General features: G+C 76.0%; 19 protein-coding genes. 8 read left to right on the plus strand and 11 right to left on the minus strand.

What is annotated here, in order from left to right:
* The first annotated feature begins 48 nt into the window (after positions 1 to 48).
* Genes LFA75_RS07940 through LFA75_RS07960 form a run of 5 tightly spaced genes read left to right on the plus strand, consistent with a single transcriptional unit; the run spans position 49 to position 4,275 of the window.
* Positions 49 to 1,242: an NADH-ubiquinone oxidoreductase-F iron-sulfur binding region domain-containing protein gene (locus LFA75_RS07940; RefSeq protein WP_225233103.1), complete on the plus strand. Its 1,194-nt coding sequence runs from the start codon at positions 49 to 51 to the stop codon at positions 1,240 to 1,242.
* The gene (locus LFA75_RS07945) at positions 1,239 to 1,523 is read left to right on the plus strand and encodes a ferredoxin (RefSeq protein WP_225233104.1); all 285 of its coding nucleotides are present in this window, start codon (positions 1,239 to 1,241) and stop codon (positions 1,521 to 1,523) included. Before LFA75_RS07940 ends, LFA75_RS07945 begins: the two co-directional genes overlap by 4 nt.
* 2 nt (positions 1,524 to 1,525) lie before the next feature.
* The gene (locus tag LFA75_RS07950) at positions 1,526 to 2,278 is read left to right on the plus strand and encodes a response regulator transcription factor (protein ID WP_419146490.1); all 753 of its coding nucleotides are present in this window, start codon (positions 1,526 to 1,528) and stop codon (positions 2,276 to 2,278) included.
* A gap of 8 nt (positions 2,279 to 2,286) precedes the next feature.
* On the plus strand, positions 2,287 to 3,840 hold the full coding sequence (locus LFA75_RS07955; RefSeq protein ID WP_225233105.1) for a sensor histidine kinase: 1,554 nt from the start codon (positions 2,287 to 2,289) through the stop codon (positions 3,838 to 3,840).
* Positions 3,841 to 3,882: 42 nt separating this feature from the next.
* Positions 3,883 to 4,275: an STAS domain-containing protein gene (locus LFA75_RS07960; protein WP_225233106.1), complete on the plus strand. Its 393-nt coding sequence runs from the start codon at positions 3,883 to 3,885 to the stop codon at positions 4,273 to 4,275.
* Position 4,276: 1 nt separating this feature from the next.
* Here the strand turns inward: LFA75_RS07960 and LFA75_RS07965 are convergent, their stop codons facing one another.
* Positions 4,277 to 4,720, minus strand: coding sequence for a MarR family winged helix-turn-helix transcriptional regulator (locus tag LFA75_RS07965; protein ID WP_225233107.1), 444 nt, complete (start codon positions 4,718 to 4,720; stop codon positions 4,277 to 4,279).
* A gap of 62 nt (positions 4,721 to 4,782) precedes the next feature.
* Here LFA75_RS07965 and LFA75_RS07970 point away from each other — a divergent pair, with 62 nt between their 5' ends.
* Entirely contained in the window at positions 4,783 to 5,151 is a 369-nt protein-coding gene (locus LFA75_RS07970) for a VOC family protein (protein WP_225233108.1), read from the plus strand.
* A gap of 6 nt (positions 5,152 to 5,157) precedes the next feature.
* Here LFA75_RS07970 and LFA75_RS07975 read toward each other — a convergent pair whose 3' ends face one another.
* Positions 5,158 to 6,228, minus strand: a complete 1,071-nt coding sequence (locus LFA75_RS07975; RefSeq protein WP_225233109.1) for a spore photoproduct lyase family protein — start codon at positions 6,226 to 6,228, stop codon at positions 5,158 to 5,160.
* A gap of 51 nt (positions 6,229 to 6,279) precedes the next feature.
* Here LFA75_RS07975 and arr point away from each other — a divergent pair, with 51 nt between their 5' ends.
* A complete protein-coding gene (gene arr, locus LFA75_RS07980; protein WP_225233110.1) occupies positions 6,280 to 6,690 on the plus strand; it encodes an NAD(+)--rifampin ADP-ribosyltransferase in 411 nt (136 codons plus the stop codon).
* Here the strand turns inward: arr and LFA75_RS07985 are convergent.
* Complete coding sequence (locus LFA75_RS07985; protein WP_225233111.1) at positions 6,683 to 7,846, minus strand: epoxide hydrolase family protein; 1,164 nt, start codon at positions 7,844 to 7,846, stop codon at positions 6,683 to 6,685. The genes arr and LFA75_RS07985 overlap by 8 nt on opposite strands.
* A gap of 90 nt (positions 7,847 to 7,936) precedes the next feature.
* On the opposite strand from LFA75_RS07985, the gene LFA75_RS07990 reads away from it, so the two are divergent.
* Positions 7,937 to 8,509, plus strand: coding sequence for a TetR/AcrR family transcriptional regulator (locus tag LFA75_RS07990; protein WP_225233112.1), 573 nt, complete (start codon positions 7,937 to 7,939; stop codon positions 8,507 to 8,509).
* Positions 8,510 to 8,517: 8 nt separating this feature from the next.
* Here LFA75_RS07990 and LFA75_RS07995 read toward each other — a convergent pair whose 3' ends face one another.
* The 8 genes from LFA75_RS07995 to LFA75_RS08030 all read right to left on the minus strand — a co-directional run.
* Entirely contained in the window at positions 8,518 to 9,258 is a 741-nt protein-coding gene (locus LFA75_RS07995) for a GGDEF domain-containing protein (protein WP_225233113.1), read from the minus strand.
* The gene (locus tag LFA75_RS08000; RefSeq protein WP_225233114.1) at positions 9,248 to 10,396 is read right to left on the minus strand and encodes an FIST signal transduction protein; all 1,149 of its coding nucleotides are present in this window, start codon (positions 10,394 to 10,396) and stop codon (positions 9,248 to 9,250) included. The genes LFA75_RS07995 and LFA75_RS08000 overlap by 11 nt, the downstream gene beginning before the upstream one ends.
* 109 nt (positions 10,397 to 10,505) lie before the next feature.
* Positions 10,506 to 11,783, minus strand: coding sequence for a glycosyltransferase (locus LFA75_RS08005; protein ID WP_225233115.1), 1,278 nt, complete (start codon positions 11,781 to 11,783; stop codon positions 10,506 to 10,508).
* Positions 11,780 to 12,709 (minus strand): glycosyltransferase, encoded by a 930-nt coding sequence (locus LFA75_RS08010; protein ID WP_225233116.1) that lies wholly within the window; start codon positions 12,707 to 12,709, stop codon positions 11,780 to 11,782. Before LFA75_RS08010 ends, LFA75_RS08005 begins: the two co-directional genes overlap by 4 nt.
* On the minus strand, positions 12,696 to 13,715 hold the full coding sequence (locus LFA75_RS08015; protein ID WP_225233117.1) for a glycosyltransferase: 1,020 nt from the start codon (positions 13,713 to 13,715) through the stop codon (positions 12,696 to 12,698). The genes LFA75_RS08010 and LFA75_RS08015 overlap by 14 nt, the downstream gene beginning before the upstream one ends.
* The gene (locus LFA75_RS08020) at positions 13,712 to 14,503 is read right to left on the minus strand and encodes a glycosyltransferase family 2 protein (RefSeq protein ID WP_225233118.1); all 792 of its coding nucleotides are present in this window, start codon (positions 14,501 to 14,503) and stop codon (positions 13,712 to 13,714) included. The genes LFA75_RS08015 and LFA75_RS08020 overlap by 4 nt, the downstream gene beginning before the upstream one ends.
* A complete protein-coding gene (locus LFA75_RS08025) occupies positions 14,500 to 15,471 on the minus strand; it encodes a glycosyltransferase (RefSeq protein WP_225233119.1) in 972 nt (323 codons plus the stop codon). Before LFA75_RS08025 ends, LFA75_RS08020 begins: the two co-directional genes overlap by 4 nt.
* A 10-nt stretch (positions 15,472 to 15,481) precedes the next feature.
* The coding region (locus tag LFA75_RS08030; RefSeq protein WP_225233120.1) for a glycosyltransferase at positions 15,482 to 16,710 on the minus strand (1,229 nt) is incomplete at its 5' end.

Below are 16,710 nucleotides of genomic sequence, written 5' to 3' on the forward strand. Positions count from 1 at the left end.
TCCGGGAGGCGGCCGCCCCGCGGCCGCCTCCCGGAACAGGTGATCCCGATGAGCGCCCCACCCCTGACCCGCGGACTGCTCGGCACCGGCGAACCCGGGCTGACCGGCCACCTGACCGCCCACGGGCCGCTGCCCGCGGTGGCCGACCTGGCCGCCGCGGCCGGTGACCTCACCGGCCGCGGCGGAGCCGGGTTCCCGACCGCGCGCAAGCTGCGTGCGGTCACCGACGCCGCGCGGGCCACCGGCCGGGCCGCGGTGGTGGTCGGCAACGGCGGGGAGGGCGAGCCGGCCGCGGCCAAGGACGCCGTCCTGCTGGCGCGCTCGCCGCACCTGGTGCTCGACGGGCTGCACCTGGCCGGCCGGGCCGTCGGTGCCGACACCCTGGTGCTGGCCGCGGCGCACGCCGCGCTGCCTGGCCTGGACCGGGCGCTGGCCGAGCGCGGGGACCGCGCCCGGGTCCGGCTGGTCGGCCTGCCGGACCGGTTCCTGGCCGGGGAGGAGTCGGCGCTGGTCTCCGTCGTGGACGGCGGTCCGCCGCTGCCCCGCACGAAGGTGCCGCCGGTCCGCGAACGAGGCGTCGGGGGCCGGCCCACCCTGGTGCTCAACGTCGAGACCCTCGCCCGGCTCGCGCTGCTGGCCCGCGGGGACGACGCCGGCGGGCACACCCTGGTCACCCGGCACACCGCCGGCCCGCACGGCCGGGTCACCGACGTCGCCGAGGTCCCGGTGGGATCCCGCCTGGCCGACGTGCTGCCGCTGGCGGGCGCCCGGGCGGTGCTCGTCGGCGGCTACCACGGGAGCTGGCTGCCGACCCCGGTGGCGGCCGACCTCAGCCTGGACCGGGACTCCCTCGCCTGCGCGGGAGCATCGCTCGGCGCCGGCGTGCTGGCCGCCCTCCCCGCGGACCGGTGCGGCCTGCGGGAGACCGCCTCGGTCGTGGCCCACCTGGCCGCGCAGTCGGCGGGGCAGTGCGGGCCGTGCCTGAACGGCCTGCCCCGGATCGCGGCTGCCCTGGAGCTGCTGGCCCGGCCGGCCCCGGCGCCCCACGGCCTCCTCGACGACGTCCACCGCTGGTCCGGGCTCGTCGTCGGGCGCGGGGCCTGCAGCCACCCCGACGGCAGCGTCCGCTTCGTGGCCAGCGCCCTGCGGGTGTTCGCCCCCGAGCTGGCTGCGCACGCGGCGGGCCGGTGCTCGGCGACGACGGCCGCCCCGTTCCTGCCGGTCCCGGGCGGTGCCCGGTGAGCGAGCGGCTGCGGGTGGACCCGGTCGCCTGCACCGGGCACGGGGCCTGCGCCGACCTGCTGCCCGAGGTGGTCCGGCTCGACGAGTGGGGCTACCCGCTGCTGGCGCCCGGCGACCTGCCCGCTGGGCTGCACCGGCCGGCCCGCCGCGCGGTGGCCGCCTGCCCGGCCCGTGCGCTGCTCCTGGACCGCCTGGTCGAGCCTGGTCCGGGCACCGGACCTGGACAGACACTTCCTGGACAGCTCACAGGAAGTGCGCAGGATCGGGCTCCACAGTGGTGACCATGACCGCGATGGACACCCGCCCCGTCACCAGCTCCCGGGCCCAGCTGACCCGCCCCGACGGCAGCGCCCTGCGGGTGCTCGTCGTCGACGACGAGCGCTCCATCTGCGAGCTGCTCTCCCTGGCCCTGCGCTACGAGGGCTGGGACGTCCGCACCGCCTCCGACGGCACCGAGGCGGTCAAGGTCTCCCGCGACTTCCGCCCCGACGCGGTCGTGCTGGATGTCATGCTCCCCGACATGGACGGCCTGGAGGTGCTGCGCCGGCTGCGCGCGGACTCCCCGCTGGTGCCGGTGGTCTTCCTGACCGCCAAGGACGCCGTCGAGGACCGCATCGCCGGGCTGACCGCCGGTGGCGACGACTACGTGACCAAGCCGTTCTCCCTCGAGGAGGTCGCCGCCCGCCTGCGCGGCCTGCTGCGCCGCACCTCCCGCGTGGTGGCCGACGACGGCCTGCTGGTCGTCGGTGACCTGACGCTGGACGAGGAGTCGCACGAGGTCACTCGCGGCGGGGACGACATCCGGCTCACCGCCACCGAGTTCGAGCTGCTGCGCTACCTGATGCGCAACCCCAAGCGCGTGCTGTCCAAGGCCCAGATCCTGGACCGCGTGTGGCAGTACGACTTCGGCGGCCAGGGCAACATCGTCGAGCTCTACATCTCCTACCTGCGCCGCAAGATCGACGCCGGCCGCACCCCGATGATCCACACGCTGCGGGGCGCCGGCTACGTGATCAAGCCCGCCCCCGCCGCCTGACGGGACACGTGACGCCCCCGACCGCGCCCGCAGCAGGACCCGCCCGACGGCGGGCCTCGCTGCGGGCGCGGTTGCTGGTGGCGTTCGTCGTCCCCACGCTGCTGGTCCTCGTGGTGGTCGCCTTCGCCTCGACCGCCGTCCTGCGGCACGAGCTCATGCGGCAGGTCGACGACCGGCTCGCCGCGGCCGGCTCCCGGACCGAGCAGGTCGCCGGCGACTACGACGACGACCCGCCGGCGCCCCCGGCCGGCGAGCAGCAACCCGCCGACTACTTCGGCCCCGGGCAGGGCGAGGGCACGCTGATCGCCAGCTTCGCCGACGGCGTGTGCACCTACTCCGGGGTGATCGAGCGGACCGGCGAGAAGCGCACCCTCGGCGATGCGCAGGTCGCCGCCCTCGACGGGGTGAGCGGGGACTGGTCCCCCACCACCGTCGACCTGGGCGACGGGCTCGGCGAGTACCGGGTGGTCGGGTCCACCACCCCGTCCGGCGAGCTCGTCGTGACCGGGCTGCCGCTGGGCAGCGTCGACCAGGCCGTCGGCTCGCTCATCGTGGTCGAGGTCGTGGCCGGGCTGGTGGCGCTGCTGGCCGCCGTGGTGGCCGCCGCGGTCGTCATCCGGCGCACCCTGCGCCCGCTGGACCGGGTCGCCTCGACCGCCACCCGGGTGGCGGAGCTGCAGCTGTCCACCGGGGAGGTGCAGCTGGCCGAGCGGGTGCCCCCGGAGGACACCGACACCCGCACCGAGGTCGGCCAGGTCGGCACCGCGCTCAACCGGCTGCTGGACCACGTCGAGGGCTCGCTCGCCGCCCGGCAGGCCTCGGAGACCCAGGTCCGCCAGTTCGTCGCCGACGCCAGCCACGAGCTGCGCACCCCGCTGGCCTCGATCCGCGGCTACGCGGAGCTGGTCCGCCGCCAGCACGCCGACGTCGAGCCCGAGGTCGGGCATGCGCTGCGGCGGGTGGAGTCCGAGGCGGTCCGCATGTCCGGGCTGGTCGAGGACCTGCTGCTGCTGGCCCGGCTGGACGCCGGACGCGACCTGGTCACCGAGGAGGTAGACCTGGCCGCCCTCGTCGTGGACACCGTCTCCGACGCCCACGTGGCCGGCCCCGACCACACCTGGCGGGTCGACCTGCCCGACGTGGGCGTGCTGGTGCCCGGCGACGGCGCCCGCCTGCACCAGGTGCTGGCCAACCTGCTGGCCAACGCCCGCACGCACACCCCCGCCGGGACGACGGCGACCGCCCGACTGCGCACCGAGGGCGGCTGGGCCGTGCTGCAGGTCGAGGACGACGGCCCGGGCATCCCGCCCGACCTGGCCGCCCACGTGTTCGAGCGCTTCGCCCGCGGCGACTCCTCCCGCTCGAGGCAGGCCGGGTCCACCGGCCTGGGCCTGGCCATCGTGAGCGCGGTGGTCGGCGCCCACGAGGGCACGGTGACCGTCACCAGCCAGCCCGGCCGCACCGTCTTCACCGTGCGCCTGCCGCACGCCACCGAGGTCGCGGCCGACCCCGAGTCCGACCTCGACGGTGACACCGACGACCTGCTCCTTGACGACCGGTGACCGCGGACGCTTGATCGTCGCCGGGGCGGGTAGGGGACGTAGGTGACGAATCCCACCGATCCGCCGCCCTCCGCCGTCCCCGCCGGGGGCGAGCTGCCCGTCCCCGACGTCACGGTCGAGCGGACCGCGCAGGACACCGTGCGGGTCACGGTCACCGGAGAGTTCACCGCCGAGGCCCGCCGCCCGGTCATCCGGACCGTCACCGACCTGCTGCTGGGCGAGGACCCGCCGTCCCACCTGCTGCTGGACCTCAAGCCCGTCACCTTCCTGAACTCCGCGGGCCTGTCCACGGTGGTGCAGCTGCACCGCATGCTGGAGGGGCGCGGCTCCGAGCTGGAGCTGCTGGTCGGCAGCACCGTCGTGGCCCGGCCGCTGCAGCTGTCCGGGCTCTGGCACCGCTTCCACGTCCGCGACGAGCGGGCCCCCGGCTCCTGAGTCAGCCGGGCCCGGCGCGCAGCGCCCGGGTCATGCTCTGCAGGGCCGCGAAGGCCGTCGACCGCTCGGCCGGCGTCAGCCCGGACAGCATCCGGAGCTCCACGGACCGGACGGCGGCGGTCGCCGCCGCCAGGCTCTGCCGCCCGCGCGGGGTGAGCCGGGCCGGGAGCACCTTGCCGACGGCGGCCTCCGCCGGGCGGCTCACGTAGCCGTCCCGCTCCAGCCCGTGCACCAGGACGTTCATGGACTGCCGGGTGACAAACGCGCCGCGGGCGAGCTCGGAGTTCGACGAGCCCGGGCGCTGGGCCAGCAGCTCCAGGCAGGAGTAGTGCGTGATGGTCATGCCCAGCGGCCGCAGCACCTCCTCCATCGCCGCGCGGAGCGCGCTGGCGGCCTCCTTGAGCAGGTAGCCCATCGACGTCGGCAGGTCGATGCCTCGACTCATGTCAGCATCCTGACATAGCGTCTGCGTGTCAGACAACTGACACGTACCCGAGGAGCGCACCCATGCCGGTCACCGGCCCCGACTTCATCTCCCTGCAGGTCAGCGATCTGAACGCTGCCCAGGCGTTCTACGAGCAGTACCTCGGCCTGGTCCGCTCCCCCGCCGGCCCCCCGCACGCGGTCGTGTTCACCACGACGCCGATCGCGTTCGCGCTCCGCAGCCCGCTGCCCGGGGTCGACCTCGGCTCCCTCCCCCAGCCCGGCATCGGCGCCGCGGTCTGGCTGCACGCCACCGACGTCCAGGACATCCACGACGCACTGGCCGCCGACGGGCACCGGATCGTCTCCGCACCGATCGACGGCCCCTTCGGCCGGACGTTCACCTTCGCCGACCCCGACGGCTACCACGTGACCCTGCACGACCGCGCCTGAGCAGGGTCAGAAGGCGTAGCGGACGGTCAGCCAGGGCGTCCGCTCGGCGACGAGGTCGAGCAGGCGCTGCACCCAGACAGCCTTCCAGCGGGCCCGGTAGCGCACGTTGTCCATCCCGTTCTGCGAGCGCTTGACCTCCTGGACGTCGGGGCGCCAGAGCACCTCCTCCCCGCGCGGGTGCCACCCGAGGTTGACCTCGTGCAGGCCGGCGTTGTGGGTCAGGAAGATGACCTCCGCGGCGCACTGCGCCTTGGCCCGCGGGCTCAGCACGTCGTCCAGGTGGTCCAGCAGGGCGGCCCACTCCTCGAGCCAGCCCTCGTGCACGATCACCGGCGAGAGGTTGAGGTGCACCTCGTAGCCGGCGGCCACGAAGTCGTCGACGGCGGCGACCCGGTCGCGCACCGGGTCGGTCCGCACGTCGACCAGCTTCGCCATCGCCTCGGGCATCACCGAGAAGCGCACCCGGGTGCGGCCCTGCGGGTCCAGGTCGAGCAGGTCCCGGTTGACGTGCTTGGTGGCGAAGCTGGCCTTGGCCGTCGGCATCGCGGCGAAGGCGGTGACGAGGTCCGCGACGTTGTCCGACACCCGGGCGTCGACGCTGGCGTCGCTGTTCTCGCCGATGTCGTAGACCCAGGCGGTCGGGTCGCACTGGTCGGGCGCGGCCTTGACCCCCTGCCGGGCGACGTGCCGCTGCAGGTAGCCCACGACCTCGTCGATGTTGGCGTAGACGGTGATCGGGTTGGCGTAGCCCTTGTGCCGCGGCACGTAGCAGTACCCGCAGGCCATCGCGCAGCCGTTGGCCGTGGAGGGCGCGATCCAGTTGGCCGACCTCTCGTTGCGCCGCGCGGTCAGGGTCTTGCGGACGCCGAGGGCGAGCACCTCGGTCTTGGTCCGCACCCAGCGCTCCACGCTGGTGTCGGCACCGTGCACCTGCGGGATGCGCAGCGCGGACTCGACCTCCACCACCTCGGCCTCGGGCCACCGGGAGACCACCTGCTGCCCGCGCGGCAGCGCCAGGGCGGCCGGCTCGGCGTAGATGGTCCGCACCTGCAGCAGGTCGCGCCGGTCGGTGCCCACCACCCCATCGTCGTCGCCGGTCGGGCTGCCCGCACGGCTACGGTGCCCGCTGTGACGCAGGCGCTGGACGACGGACCGTTCTTCCACGGGACCAAGGCCGACCTCCGGGTGGGCGACCTGCTGACGGCCGGGTTCCGGTCCAACTACCGGCCCGAGGTCGTGATGAACCACGTCTACTTCACCGCCCTCCGCGACGGCGCCGGGCTGGCCGCGGAGCTCGCCGCCGGCGACGGGGTGCCGCGGGTCTACGCCGTCGAGCCGACCGGGGCGTTCGAGGACGACCCGAACGTGACCGACAAGAAGTTCCCGGGCAACCCCACCCGGTCCTACCGCAGCGCCGCCCCGCTCCGGGTCACCGGCGAGGTCACCGACTGGACGCGGCTGGCGCCGGAGGCGCTGCAGGCCTGGCGGGACCGCCTGGCCGCGCTCCGCGCCGACCAGCGCGGCGAGATCATCAACTGACCCCGAGGGCGGGACGACGAAGGCTGCGCAGGCCGGTGCGGATCTCCTCGACCAGGATCCCGGGCTGCTCCATCGCGGCGAAGTGGCCACCGCGCGGGGCCTCGCCGAGGTGCACCAGGTCGGCGTAGGTGTCCTGGATCCAGCTGCGGGGCAGCCGCGGGACGTCCCGCGGGAACACGGTCACCGCGACCGGCAGCTCGAGCCGCGGGCCGGCCATGGTGGCCGCCCTGTTCTCCCAGTAGATCCGGGCAGAGGACGCGGCGCTGTTGGTGAACCAGTGCAGCGAGATGGCGTCGAGCATGGTGTCGACGTCCAGGGCGTCCTCGGCGAGCCCGTCGTTGTCCGTCTTGGACTGGAACTTCTCGTAGATCCAGGCCGCCTGGCCGACCGGGGAGTCCGCCAGGGCGAACCCGACGGTCTGCGGTCGGGTGCCCTGCAGGTGGTTGGAGCCACCGAGCTCACCGCCGTAGCGGGCCAGGCCCGCCACGGCCCGGCGCTCGTCGTCGGAGAGCTCGTCGGGGATCTGCGCGGGGAAGGCGTACTGCGTGTTGAGGTGGATCCCGAGCAACCCGGCCGGTCGCAGCGCCCCGAGGGTCGTGGTCACGACGGCGCCCCAGTCCCCGCCCTGGGCCGCCCACTCCTCGTACCCGAGCCGGGTCATCAGCTCCACCCAGGCGTGCGCCACCCGGGTGACGTCCCACCCGGTCCCGGTGGGCTTGCCGGAGAACCCGGAGCCGGGCAACGCCGGCGCGACGACGTGGAAGGCGTCCGCGGCGTCGCCGCCGTGGGCCACCGGATCGGTGAGCGGGCCGATCACCTGCATGAACTCGACGATCGACCCCGGCCAGCCATGGGTCAGCAGCAACGGCACCGCGTCCGGGTGCGGTGACCGGACGTGGACGACGTGGATGTCCAGCCCGTCGATCGTGGTGAGGAACTGCGGGAAGGCGTTGAGCGCGGACTCGAACCGGCGCCAGTCGTAGTCCTCCTGCCAGTAGCGGACCAGCGACCGCAGGTCCCCGGAACGGACGCCCTGCGACCAGTCGTCGACGGTCTCGGGGTCCGGCCAGCGGGTGTCGGCCAGGCGCCGACGCAGGTCCGCGAGCGCGGAGTCCGGCACGGCGGCGACGAAGGGTCGGAGCTCGGGTGCGGGCACGGTTCCTCCTGGGGTCCTCTGCACATCGGTGTGCAATGCACACTGCTGTGCAAGTTACCGATCTGCACACCGCTGTGCAAGACTCGCCGCGTGGTCGTCTACAACCGGACCCGGATCCTCGACGTGGCGCTCGAGGTGCTCGGGCAGGACCCCGACGCCGCGATGGCCGACATCGCCGCGGCGGCCGGTGTGGTGCGCCGGACCGTCTACGGCCACTTCCCCTCCCGCACGGACCTGGTGCTGACCCTCACCCGGCAGGCCGCGGGGGAGCTGTCGGGCACCCTCGCCGACGCCGAGGTCGAGGCGTCCGGGAGCACGGCGGACACCGTCTGGGCGGGCTTCGTCGGCCGGGTGTGGCCGCTGGCCCGCCGCTACCGGTTGCTGCTGGCGCTGCGCCGCGGCGAGCACGGCCCGGACATCCACGCGCTGCTCGCCCCGGTCGAGGAGACCCTCGCCGACCTGGTGCGCCGGGGCCAGGACGAGGGGGTGCTCGGCCGGCACCTGCCCGCGCGCGTGCTCAGCCAGCTGGCCTTCTCGACCGTCTTCACCGTCGCGGAGAACGCCCTGTCCGACCCTGCCCTGGACGCCGCGGCGGCCACCGTCACCAGCCTGCTCGTGCTGGGTGTCCCCGCCGAGCGCGCGCGGACCCTCGCCGGGGCCTGAGCCGGAGCTCAGGCCGGGACGACCGCCGGGACGGCGCCCTCCGCCAGCGTGACCCGGCCCTTGCCGTGCTGCTTGGAGCTGTACATGGCCGCGTCGGCCCGCTGCAGCAGCTCCTCGGCCGACTCCCGCCCGGTGCGGGTCAGGGCGACGCCGAGGCTGGCGCCGACCTGGGCCGGTCCGCAGGCCAGCTGCACCGGCCGGCTGACCGACTCGCGCAGCCGGCGGGCCAGCGCCAGCACCGGGCCGCGGTCGCCGCCGTCGGAGCAGACCACGACGAACTCGTCGCCGCCGAGGCGGGCGAGCACGTCGTCGGGCCGCAGGCAGTGCGCCAGCCGCGCCGCGACGACGACGAGCAGGTCGTCACCGGCGGCGTGCCCGAGGCGGTCGTTGACGGCCTTGAAGCCGTCGAGGTCGATGAACAGCGCGGCGACGCCGGGACCACCGGCCCGGGCGCGGGCCAGCGACTGGCCCAGGTGGTGCACCAGCGCGACCCGGTTGGGCAGCCCGGTGAGCGGGTCCTCCTCGGCCCGCCGGCGCAGCTGGTCGTGCAGGTCGCGCATCTCGGTGGAGGACACCTCGATCGAGCGCTCGAGGGTGTACCGGTCCTCGTCGGCCTCGGCGTAGGCCCGGGACACCACGGCGAGCAGGTCGGCCCACTGGCCGTCGTCCGGGGTGCCGTCGATGCCCAGCCGGCGCAGCTGGCGGGTCAGCAGCCGGTGCAGGTCGGGCGGGGGGCGGTCACCGCTCACGGATCACCGACACGGTCATCGTCTGGTTCTGCATCGTCGCGCCGCCGCGGGTCGCGGTGGTCAGCTCGCCGTAGGAGTAGAAGCCGACGGTGACCGGCGGCGGCCCGCCGTCGCCGAGGGCCTCGGCGACGGCCTCGAGCTCCTCCTCGCAGCGCTGCCCCAGCACCAGGCGACGGCCCACGCAGCTGACGACGAGGGCGAACGCGTCGCCGTCCCCGGCGCCGAGCCGGGCGATCTCGGCGGCCTCCTCGGCGGCGCCGACCAGCCGGTCGGTGCTGCTGCGCATGAGCTGGGCGCGGGAGCCCTCGGGCACCTCGCCGGCGAAGGTGATCGACTGCTCGTCGGCGTCCACGGCCAGCACGGTGCGCACGGACTCGTGGTCGGCGCCGGGCGGCCGGACGCCCAGCGGGAAGAGCAGGGCGGTGGCCGGCAGGCCACTGGCCCGGTCGCCGAGGTAGGTGCGGTAGAGCTCGAGGGCCGGGCGGTGGTCGAGCTCGTGGACGACCGTGCCGCGGGAGCGGGTGACGACGCGCTCGGGGCCCAGGACCGACCAGCCGCCGCGGGCACCGTGGCCCACCTCCACGGCGTCGCCGGCCAGGCCGACCGCGACGACGTGGCCGCCGACCGGCACGCCGTCGACGAGCACCCAGGTGCTGGCGAACCGGTCGCCGTCGCCGGCGAGGCCGCCGACCACGACCGTGCCGACGGGCAGGCCGGCGGACAGGCCGTCGGCCAGCGCCGAGCCGTTGACCTGCAGGCCCTCGCTCAGCACCAGGACAGCGGCGAGGTCGGCGTCGTGGTCGGCCAGGCGCTTGCCCAGCAGCAGGCCCACGTCGCGGGAGTCGTCGGCGGTGACCGGGGCGGTCTCCACGTGCACCCGGGTCGCGGCGAAGCGGAGGACGGCGACGGTGAGGGTGTCGTCGTGCAGCTCGCTGCCGGACACCTCGCCGGACGTCGAGCAGCCGGCGAGCGAGGAGGTCGGGTAGGCCGCGCGCAGGTCGGCCAGGGCGGGGTGGCCGGGCTCGTGCCGCAGACCGCTGGGACCGAGCACCAGGACCAGGGTGGCCGGGCCGTCCCACGCGGGGAGGGGCGCCGACCAGCCGGTCGGGGAGGCCCATCGGCCCGAGAACACGTCCATCGTCACCCTCCACGGGACGCGGTGCCCCTGCAGCACCATCGGCCTGACCAGGGCCCGGTGGAGGGCTCCGGCCCCGCCCTCACCCCGAGGGAGGAGGGCTCGTGGTCGGTCAGAGCCGGGGCAGGTGGTGGGCCAGGTCGGGGTGCGGACCCAGCGGCTCCGCCGGGACGACGGTCTCGGCCTCGTCGAAGAAGGTCCCCAGCGGGAGGCCCCACCGGGCGCTGCGGCGCAGGGCCCGGGTCGCGGCCACCGTCACGCCGACGTCGCCGACCCGGCCGGTCAACCGCCCCGGCCCACCCGGGCGCACCCGGTCGAGCAGCTCCGCAAGCCCGCCCGGTGCCCACCGCACCGGTCCGTCGAGGATGACCTGGCTGCGGGCCCGCGCGAGGACCGACGCGGACGGCTCCCCCGCGTGCACCCTCGGGTCGCCGTCCAGCAGGTCGGGGTCCACGCCCCACACCTGCAGGTCCACCCCCGCCGCCAGCAGCGACCGGACCCCCAGGACCGTCGCGTCGTCGTCGGCGCCGGGCGCCATCCGCGCGACGACGGCCGGGTACCGCCACCAGCCGCCCACCCCGCGGGCCGCCGGGTCGGGCAGCAGCCGGGCCAGCGACCGGGTCTCGGCGTTCTTCTCCCGGCGGGCGGCCACCGGGTCGTCCCCGCGCAGCCCCCAGTCCGGGCCGTCGTGCCAGGCCACCGCCCGCTCGCGGTGGGCCAGCACCGCGCCGGCGGTGAACAGCCGGTGGGCGAGCTCCCAGTCCTCGCCGCCGTAGCCGCCGAAGGTCTCGTCGAACCCGCCGACCTCCTCGAAGAGCGCCCGCGTCGTCCCCATGACCGCGCTGATCACGAACCGGTAGGAGCGGTCGTCGGCGTCCAGCAGCGACCCGGACTCCCGCAGCCAGGCCGGCTCGGTCAGCTCCTCGGGTGCCGGACCGCCGACGAACCAGGCCCGCAGCCGGTCCGGCGTCCCCCCGGTCAGGTCGGCGTGCCGGCGACGGCCGGTGACCAGTGCGTCGGGCAGCAGCGCGGGCAGCGCCGAGAGCTCCTCGACGTAGGTCTGCTCGGGCACCGTGTCGCCGTCGACGAACAGCAGCACCTCGCCGTCGGCCGCCCGGGCGCCCAGGTTGCGCGCGGCCGCGGCGCGGAACCCGCGGTCCTCCTGGCGGACGACGACCACGCCGGCCGGGACCACCGGCGGCTCCGGCGACCCGTCGTCGGCCACCACCACCTGCAGCCGGCTCGCCGGGTGGGTCTGCAGCGCCAGCCCGGCCAGCACCAGGTCCAGCTGCGCCTGCGCCCGGTAGTGCGGCACCACCACCGACACCGTCGGCGGCTCCGCCGGTCGGGCGTCGGCGAGGGACGACCAGTCGTTCCCGCGCACGGTCACGCGGCCCTGACCGCCGTCCAGACCGCGCGGTAGGCGGCCACCGTCTCCGGCATGGACGGACCCACCGGCGTCCCCGGGTCCAGCCAGGTCCGCGCCGGGTCGGCCAGCGCCGCGGCGAGTGCGGGCGCCAGCTCGTCGTAGAGCCACAACGTCCCGGGGGACCGCTGCGCCACCTCGCGGGTGTAGGCCACGTCGGGCACCAGCGGACGCCGTCCGGCCGCCAGCCAGGAGCCGATCGACCCCGACGCCGACACGTGCCGGTGCGGCGCCAGCGGCACCGACGCCGCCCGCAGCTGGGCCGGCAGCTCGGCGTCGGGCACGTACCCGGTGACCGTGAGGGGCCCCAGCTCCGCGAGCGAGGCGACCAGGTCCTCGTGCCCGTCCGACGGCTTCCCCAGCGCGGTCAGCCCCGTCCCCGGCGGCAGCGCGCGCAGCGCCTCCTCGTGGCCCTTCCCCGGGTACAGGAAGCCGAGCACGACCACCTGGCCGTCCGGCGGCGGCACCGGCCCCGGGGGCAGCGGCTGCACCGGCAACGGCACGACCGTCGGGACGACGTCGGCGAACGCCCGCAGCCGGGCGGCCTCGTGCTCGCTGTTCACCACGACCGCGGCGCAGGCGCCCACGACCGCCGCGTAGGCCGCCGCCCGCCGCCGCTGCAGCACGGACCCGTCGTGCGGCGGGACGTCGTGCAGGGTCACCACCACCGGCCGGCCCATCGCGACGGCCCGGGCCACGAACGCCTCCGCCGAGGTCTCGGCGGTGTGCCCGAACAGCCGGTCGGTGTAGTGCACGTGCACCACGTCGGCGTCCCCGCGCGGTCCGCCGTCGGCCTCGGCGAGCTCCCGGGCGTACCGGACGACGCCGTGCTCTGCCGGGCCGACCAGCAGGTGCTCGACCCGCACGCGGGTGCCCTCAGGTCCGGGCATGGTGGTCGGCGGCGACCCGGCCGTAGACGTGGTCGTGCACCCGGCGCAGCTGGGTCCGCTGCTCGGCCCGCCAGGCCGGGTCCGCCCGGGCCGGCCAGGGCCGGGTGACCGCGACGAGCACCGCGGCGGTCAGCGAGCCGGTGTCCAGCCCGCGCACCTCGTCGTTGCCGTAGAGCACCACGTCGTCCCACTGGTCGGCGTAGTGCCCGCAGGTGGGCGCCACGACCCGGGTGCCGACGTCCCGGCAGGCCTCCAGCCAGCCCGAGTGCGTGCCGAACCGGTGCGGCAGCACCGACACGGCCAGCGTCTGCAGGTAGGTGGTCAGCTCGTCGTCGGCGAACCGCCCGTGCACGACGAGCTCGTACTCCCCCGCGTCGGCGCCCTCGACCAGACCGGGCACCCGCAGACCCAGGTCGACGTCGTCGTGCACGTCGACCCGCAGCCGGCCGCCGGCCGACACCGCGCCCGACGCGGCCGCCCGGACGACGTCCAGCGGGTCGAGCAGGTTGGTCCGCAGCGACTTCAGGTGCACGCCGACCAGCCGCGGCTCCCGGCCGACGTCGGGCAGCGGGGTGACCAGCCCGGGGTGCGCGACGACGATGCAGGACCGGGAGAACCGCTCGGCGATCTCGTCGGCGGCGCCCTCGGTCAGGGTCAGCACGACCTCGGCGGCCCCCAGCAGCGCGGCCAGGTGCCGGTCGTGCCGCTCCCGGGTGGAGTGGTGCGGGTTGCGCAGGTCGTGCACTGTCACCACGAGCGCCACCCGGCTGCGGCGGACCGTCTCGGTCCAGGCCAGCATCTCGTCGGGGGTCAGCCCGTCGAAGCCGAAGTGCAGGTGCACCACGTCGACCTCGTCGGCGTGCGCGGCGAGGTAGGCGGGGTCCAGCCACGGGCTGGGCGCCCACGGCTCCCCGGGCGGCGGGGGCGGCCCGACCCGGACCACGTTCGCCGGCAGGACGGCGTCCAGGTAGGGGTGGGCGTAGGGCACGGTGGCGACGCGGATCACGCGGCCACCCACCCGTCGGCGGTGCGCCGGACCAGGCCGCGGTCGGCGAACGCCTCGAGCCAGCCCTGCATCGGCCACCAGCCCCAGCGGTCGGCGAAGACCCGACCGTTGACCAGGACGTCGTCCAGGTGCTCGACCGGGGGGCGGGACACCGCGTGGTGCTGGTGGAAGGCCCCCGCGCCCCCCACCCAGCGCAGCGGGACCCCGGCGGCGTGGGCGGTCTCGGCGAAGTCGGTGTCCTCGCCGCCGTAGCCGGCGTACTCCTCGCAGAAGCCGCCCAGCCGGGTCCAGGTGGCGCCCGTCAGCGCGAACGACAGCGACCAGAACAGCCGGTGGTCCTCGGCCACGAGCACTTCGCCGTCGGCGGGGACCGGGCGGGCCGGGTGCGGGTCGGCCAGCGTGTGCAGGGTCGCCAGGTCGTAGTCGGCGGCGGCCGGCAGGTAGGTCACGGGGCCCGAGTCCAGCACGTCGTCCTGTGCGGCCGCGGCGTACCGGGCCACCAGGTCCGGGCCGGGGATGCAGTCCACGTCGAGGAAGACCAGGAGCTCGGCACCGCCGGCCAGCGCGGCGTCCGCGCCGGCGTTGCGGGCGGCGGCCAGCGGCAGCCGGGCGCCGGCGGGGACGTCGAGGACCCGCGCGGCGGTGCCGACCACCGCGCGCACCTGCGCGTCGCCCATCGCCACCACCACGTGGTCGTCGGCCGGCCGGGTCTGCCGGGCCAGCCCGGCCAGCTGGCGGGTCAGGTGCGCATGACGGCCGTGGACGACGGTGACCACCGCCGTCCTCACGTGCGGGCCACCGCGGCGATCTCGGCGGCGGCCCGGCGCGCGGCGTCGCCGGAGGACCAGCGCGCCCAGCCGTCGCCGCCCAGCGCCCCGGCCTGCTCGAGCAGCCGCGGCCAGGCCGAGGCCCCGGGCCAGCGGGGCAGCCCGACGGCGATGCCCGAGCGGTGCAGCGCGTCGGTGCTGCGGTGCTGCTCGCGGAAGGGCCGCTCCTGCGCCACGACCACGGCCGGACGGCGGGCCGCGGCCACCTCGGCCAGGGCGTTCTGCCCGGCGTGGGTGACCACCACGTCGGCGGCCGACAGCACCGGCCACGGGTCGGCGGACCAGCCGCCGGGGCCGCCGAGCACCGTCCAGGTCAGCCCGGGGGTGACCGCGCGCAGTGCCGCGACGTCGGCCTCGGTGACCGCGTTGCCACCGCTGCCGGCGAGCAGCACGGCCGTGCCCGGTGCGGGGTCGGCCGGCGGGCGGGCGTCGAACCGGGAGACGGCGCCGACGTGCACGACCCGGTCGCCCAGCCGGGCCAGCCACGGCGGGTCGAGCACGTCCTGCGGCCAGAAGGCCAGCACCCGGTCGGCGACGGTGTAGCCGGTGGTGTGCGGGGCGTCGGTGCGGTCCCCGGGCATGGCGGTGACCACCACGGGCACGCCCATCAGCCGCAGGAAGACGCTGACCTCGACCGACACGTCGACGACGACGGCCGAGGGCCGTGCCTCGTCGACCCAGGCGGCCAGCCGGGCCATCCGCTCGCGCATGCCGTCGTGCCCGCGCGGGGCCCAGTGCAGCGCCCCGCCGGCGGTGACCTCCTCGACCGGGTGCCCCGCGTCGTCGGCGAGGGACACCCACCCGGCGAACGGCGCCCCCGGGTCCGGCAGGGACGACAACCCCGTGACCGGGAGGTCGAGCTCCGCGGCGACGGCGGCCGCCCGGTGCAGGTGACCCCGGCCCTGGTGGTGGACGTACCAACCGATCACGGGGTCCTCCTCAGGCAGTTGCCACCGCCGGCACGGCCAGCGACTCGTAGAGCTGCTCGTACCGGTCGACCATGGTCTCTACCGAGCAGTGTGCCCGCGCCCGCTCCCGGGCAGCTGTGCGCGAGAGCTGCTCGGCCTGCGGGATGGCCTCGGCCAGCGCGGCGACGTCGCCGGCGGGGACCAGCCGCCCGCACGCGGGGGTCAGCACCTCCGGGATGCCGCCCCGGGCGAAGGCGACGACCGGCGTGCCGCAGGCCAGCGCCTCGGCGACCACCAGGCCGTAGGGCTCGTCCCAGCACGGGGTCACCAGGGCGACCGACGCCTGCCCGACGGCCCGGGCGAGCTCGGGGTGGCCCAGGTGCCCGAGGTGGGTGACCCCGCGGCCGAGGAAGGGGGCGATGGTCCGCTCGAAGTAGCCGCGGTCGACCACGGGACCGGCGATCTGCAGCTCGCGACCGGCGGCCAGCGCCGCCTGCACGGCCAGGTGGGTGCCCTTCTCCGGCACGATCCGCCCCGACCAGATCAGCGGGCCCCCGCCGGGACCGGCCGTCCAGCGGTCCAGGTCCACGCCGTTGGGCACCACGCCGACCTGCTGGCGGACGCCCGCGGCGGGGCGCCAGGCGGCGGCGGGGTGCTCGCTGACCGCCACCAGGTGCGCCGGGGTCGGACCGCCGCTCTGCAGCGCGGACTCCAGCCACGGGGTGGGCGGGCAGTGCAGCGTGGACACCATCGGCACCTGCAGCGCGGGCGCCATGGCCAGCGGCAGGTAGTGCAGCGCGTGGTTGTGCACCAGGTCGAAGTCGTGGGCCCGCCGGCCGGTGAGCTCGAGCATGAGGGACAGGTAGGCGTGGTGGTCCTCGAGGAACACCTCGGGCGCCATGCTCACGTCGGCCCGGGCGGCCGGGCTGATCTCCAGGCGCCGCACGGCCAGGTGCTCGACGGGCAGCGCGGGGTCGGTGCCCGGACCGGCGAAGAGGGTCACGTCGTGCCCGCGGGCGACCAGCGAACGGGTGAGCTGCCAGACGTGGGACTCCAGCCCGCCGGCGAACGGCTCGGCGATCGGGTACCGGCTGGAGGCGATCAGCGCGATGCGCAGCGGTCGCCCGGACTCGACCCCGTGCTCGAGCCGGTCGGGCCGGGTCGCCGGGACGGCGTGCAGGCGACCGCGGCGGGACAGCGGCGCGCGGTGCGCGCCCCGGCTCTTATACACACCCCCCGGCTCTTTTACACATCTAGGAC

Source organism: Klenkia terrae (genome assembly GCF_900491935.1).
Classification (GTDB): Bacteria; Actinomycetota; Actinomycetes; order Mycobacteriales; family Geodermatophilaceae; genus Klenkia; species Klenkia terrae.

Bases quoted from the DNA above. Each gene is read 5' to 3' on its own strand.
- LFA75_RS07940 (WP_225233103.1), top strand. From the start codon at position 49: ATGAGCGCCCCACCCCTGACCCGCGGACTGCTCGGCACCGGCGAACCC.
- LFA75_RS07950 (WP_419146490.1), top strand. From the start codon at position 1,526: ATGACCGCGATGGACACCCGCCCCGTCACCAGCTCCCGGGCCCAGCTG.
- LFA75_RS07965 (WP_225233107.1), bottom strand. From the start codon at position 4,720: ATGAGTCGAGGCATCGACCTGCCGACGTCGATGGGCTACCTGCTCAAG.
- LFA75_RS07970 (WP_225233108.1), top strand. From the start codon at position 4,783: ATGCCGGTCACCGGCCCCGACTTCATCTCCCTGCAGGTCAGCGATCTG.
- LFA75_RS08000 (WP_225233114.1), bottom strand. From the start codon at position 10,396: ATGGACGTGTTCTCGGGCCGATGGGCCTCCCCGACCGGCTGGTCGGCG.
- LFA75_RS08010 (WP_225233116.1), bottom strand. From the start codon at position 12,709: ATGCCCGGACCTGAGGGCACCCGCGTGCGGGTCGAGCACCTGCTGGTC.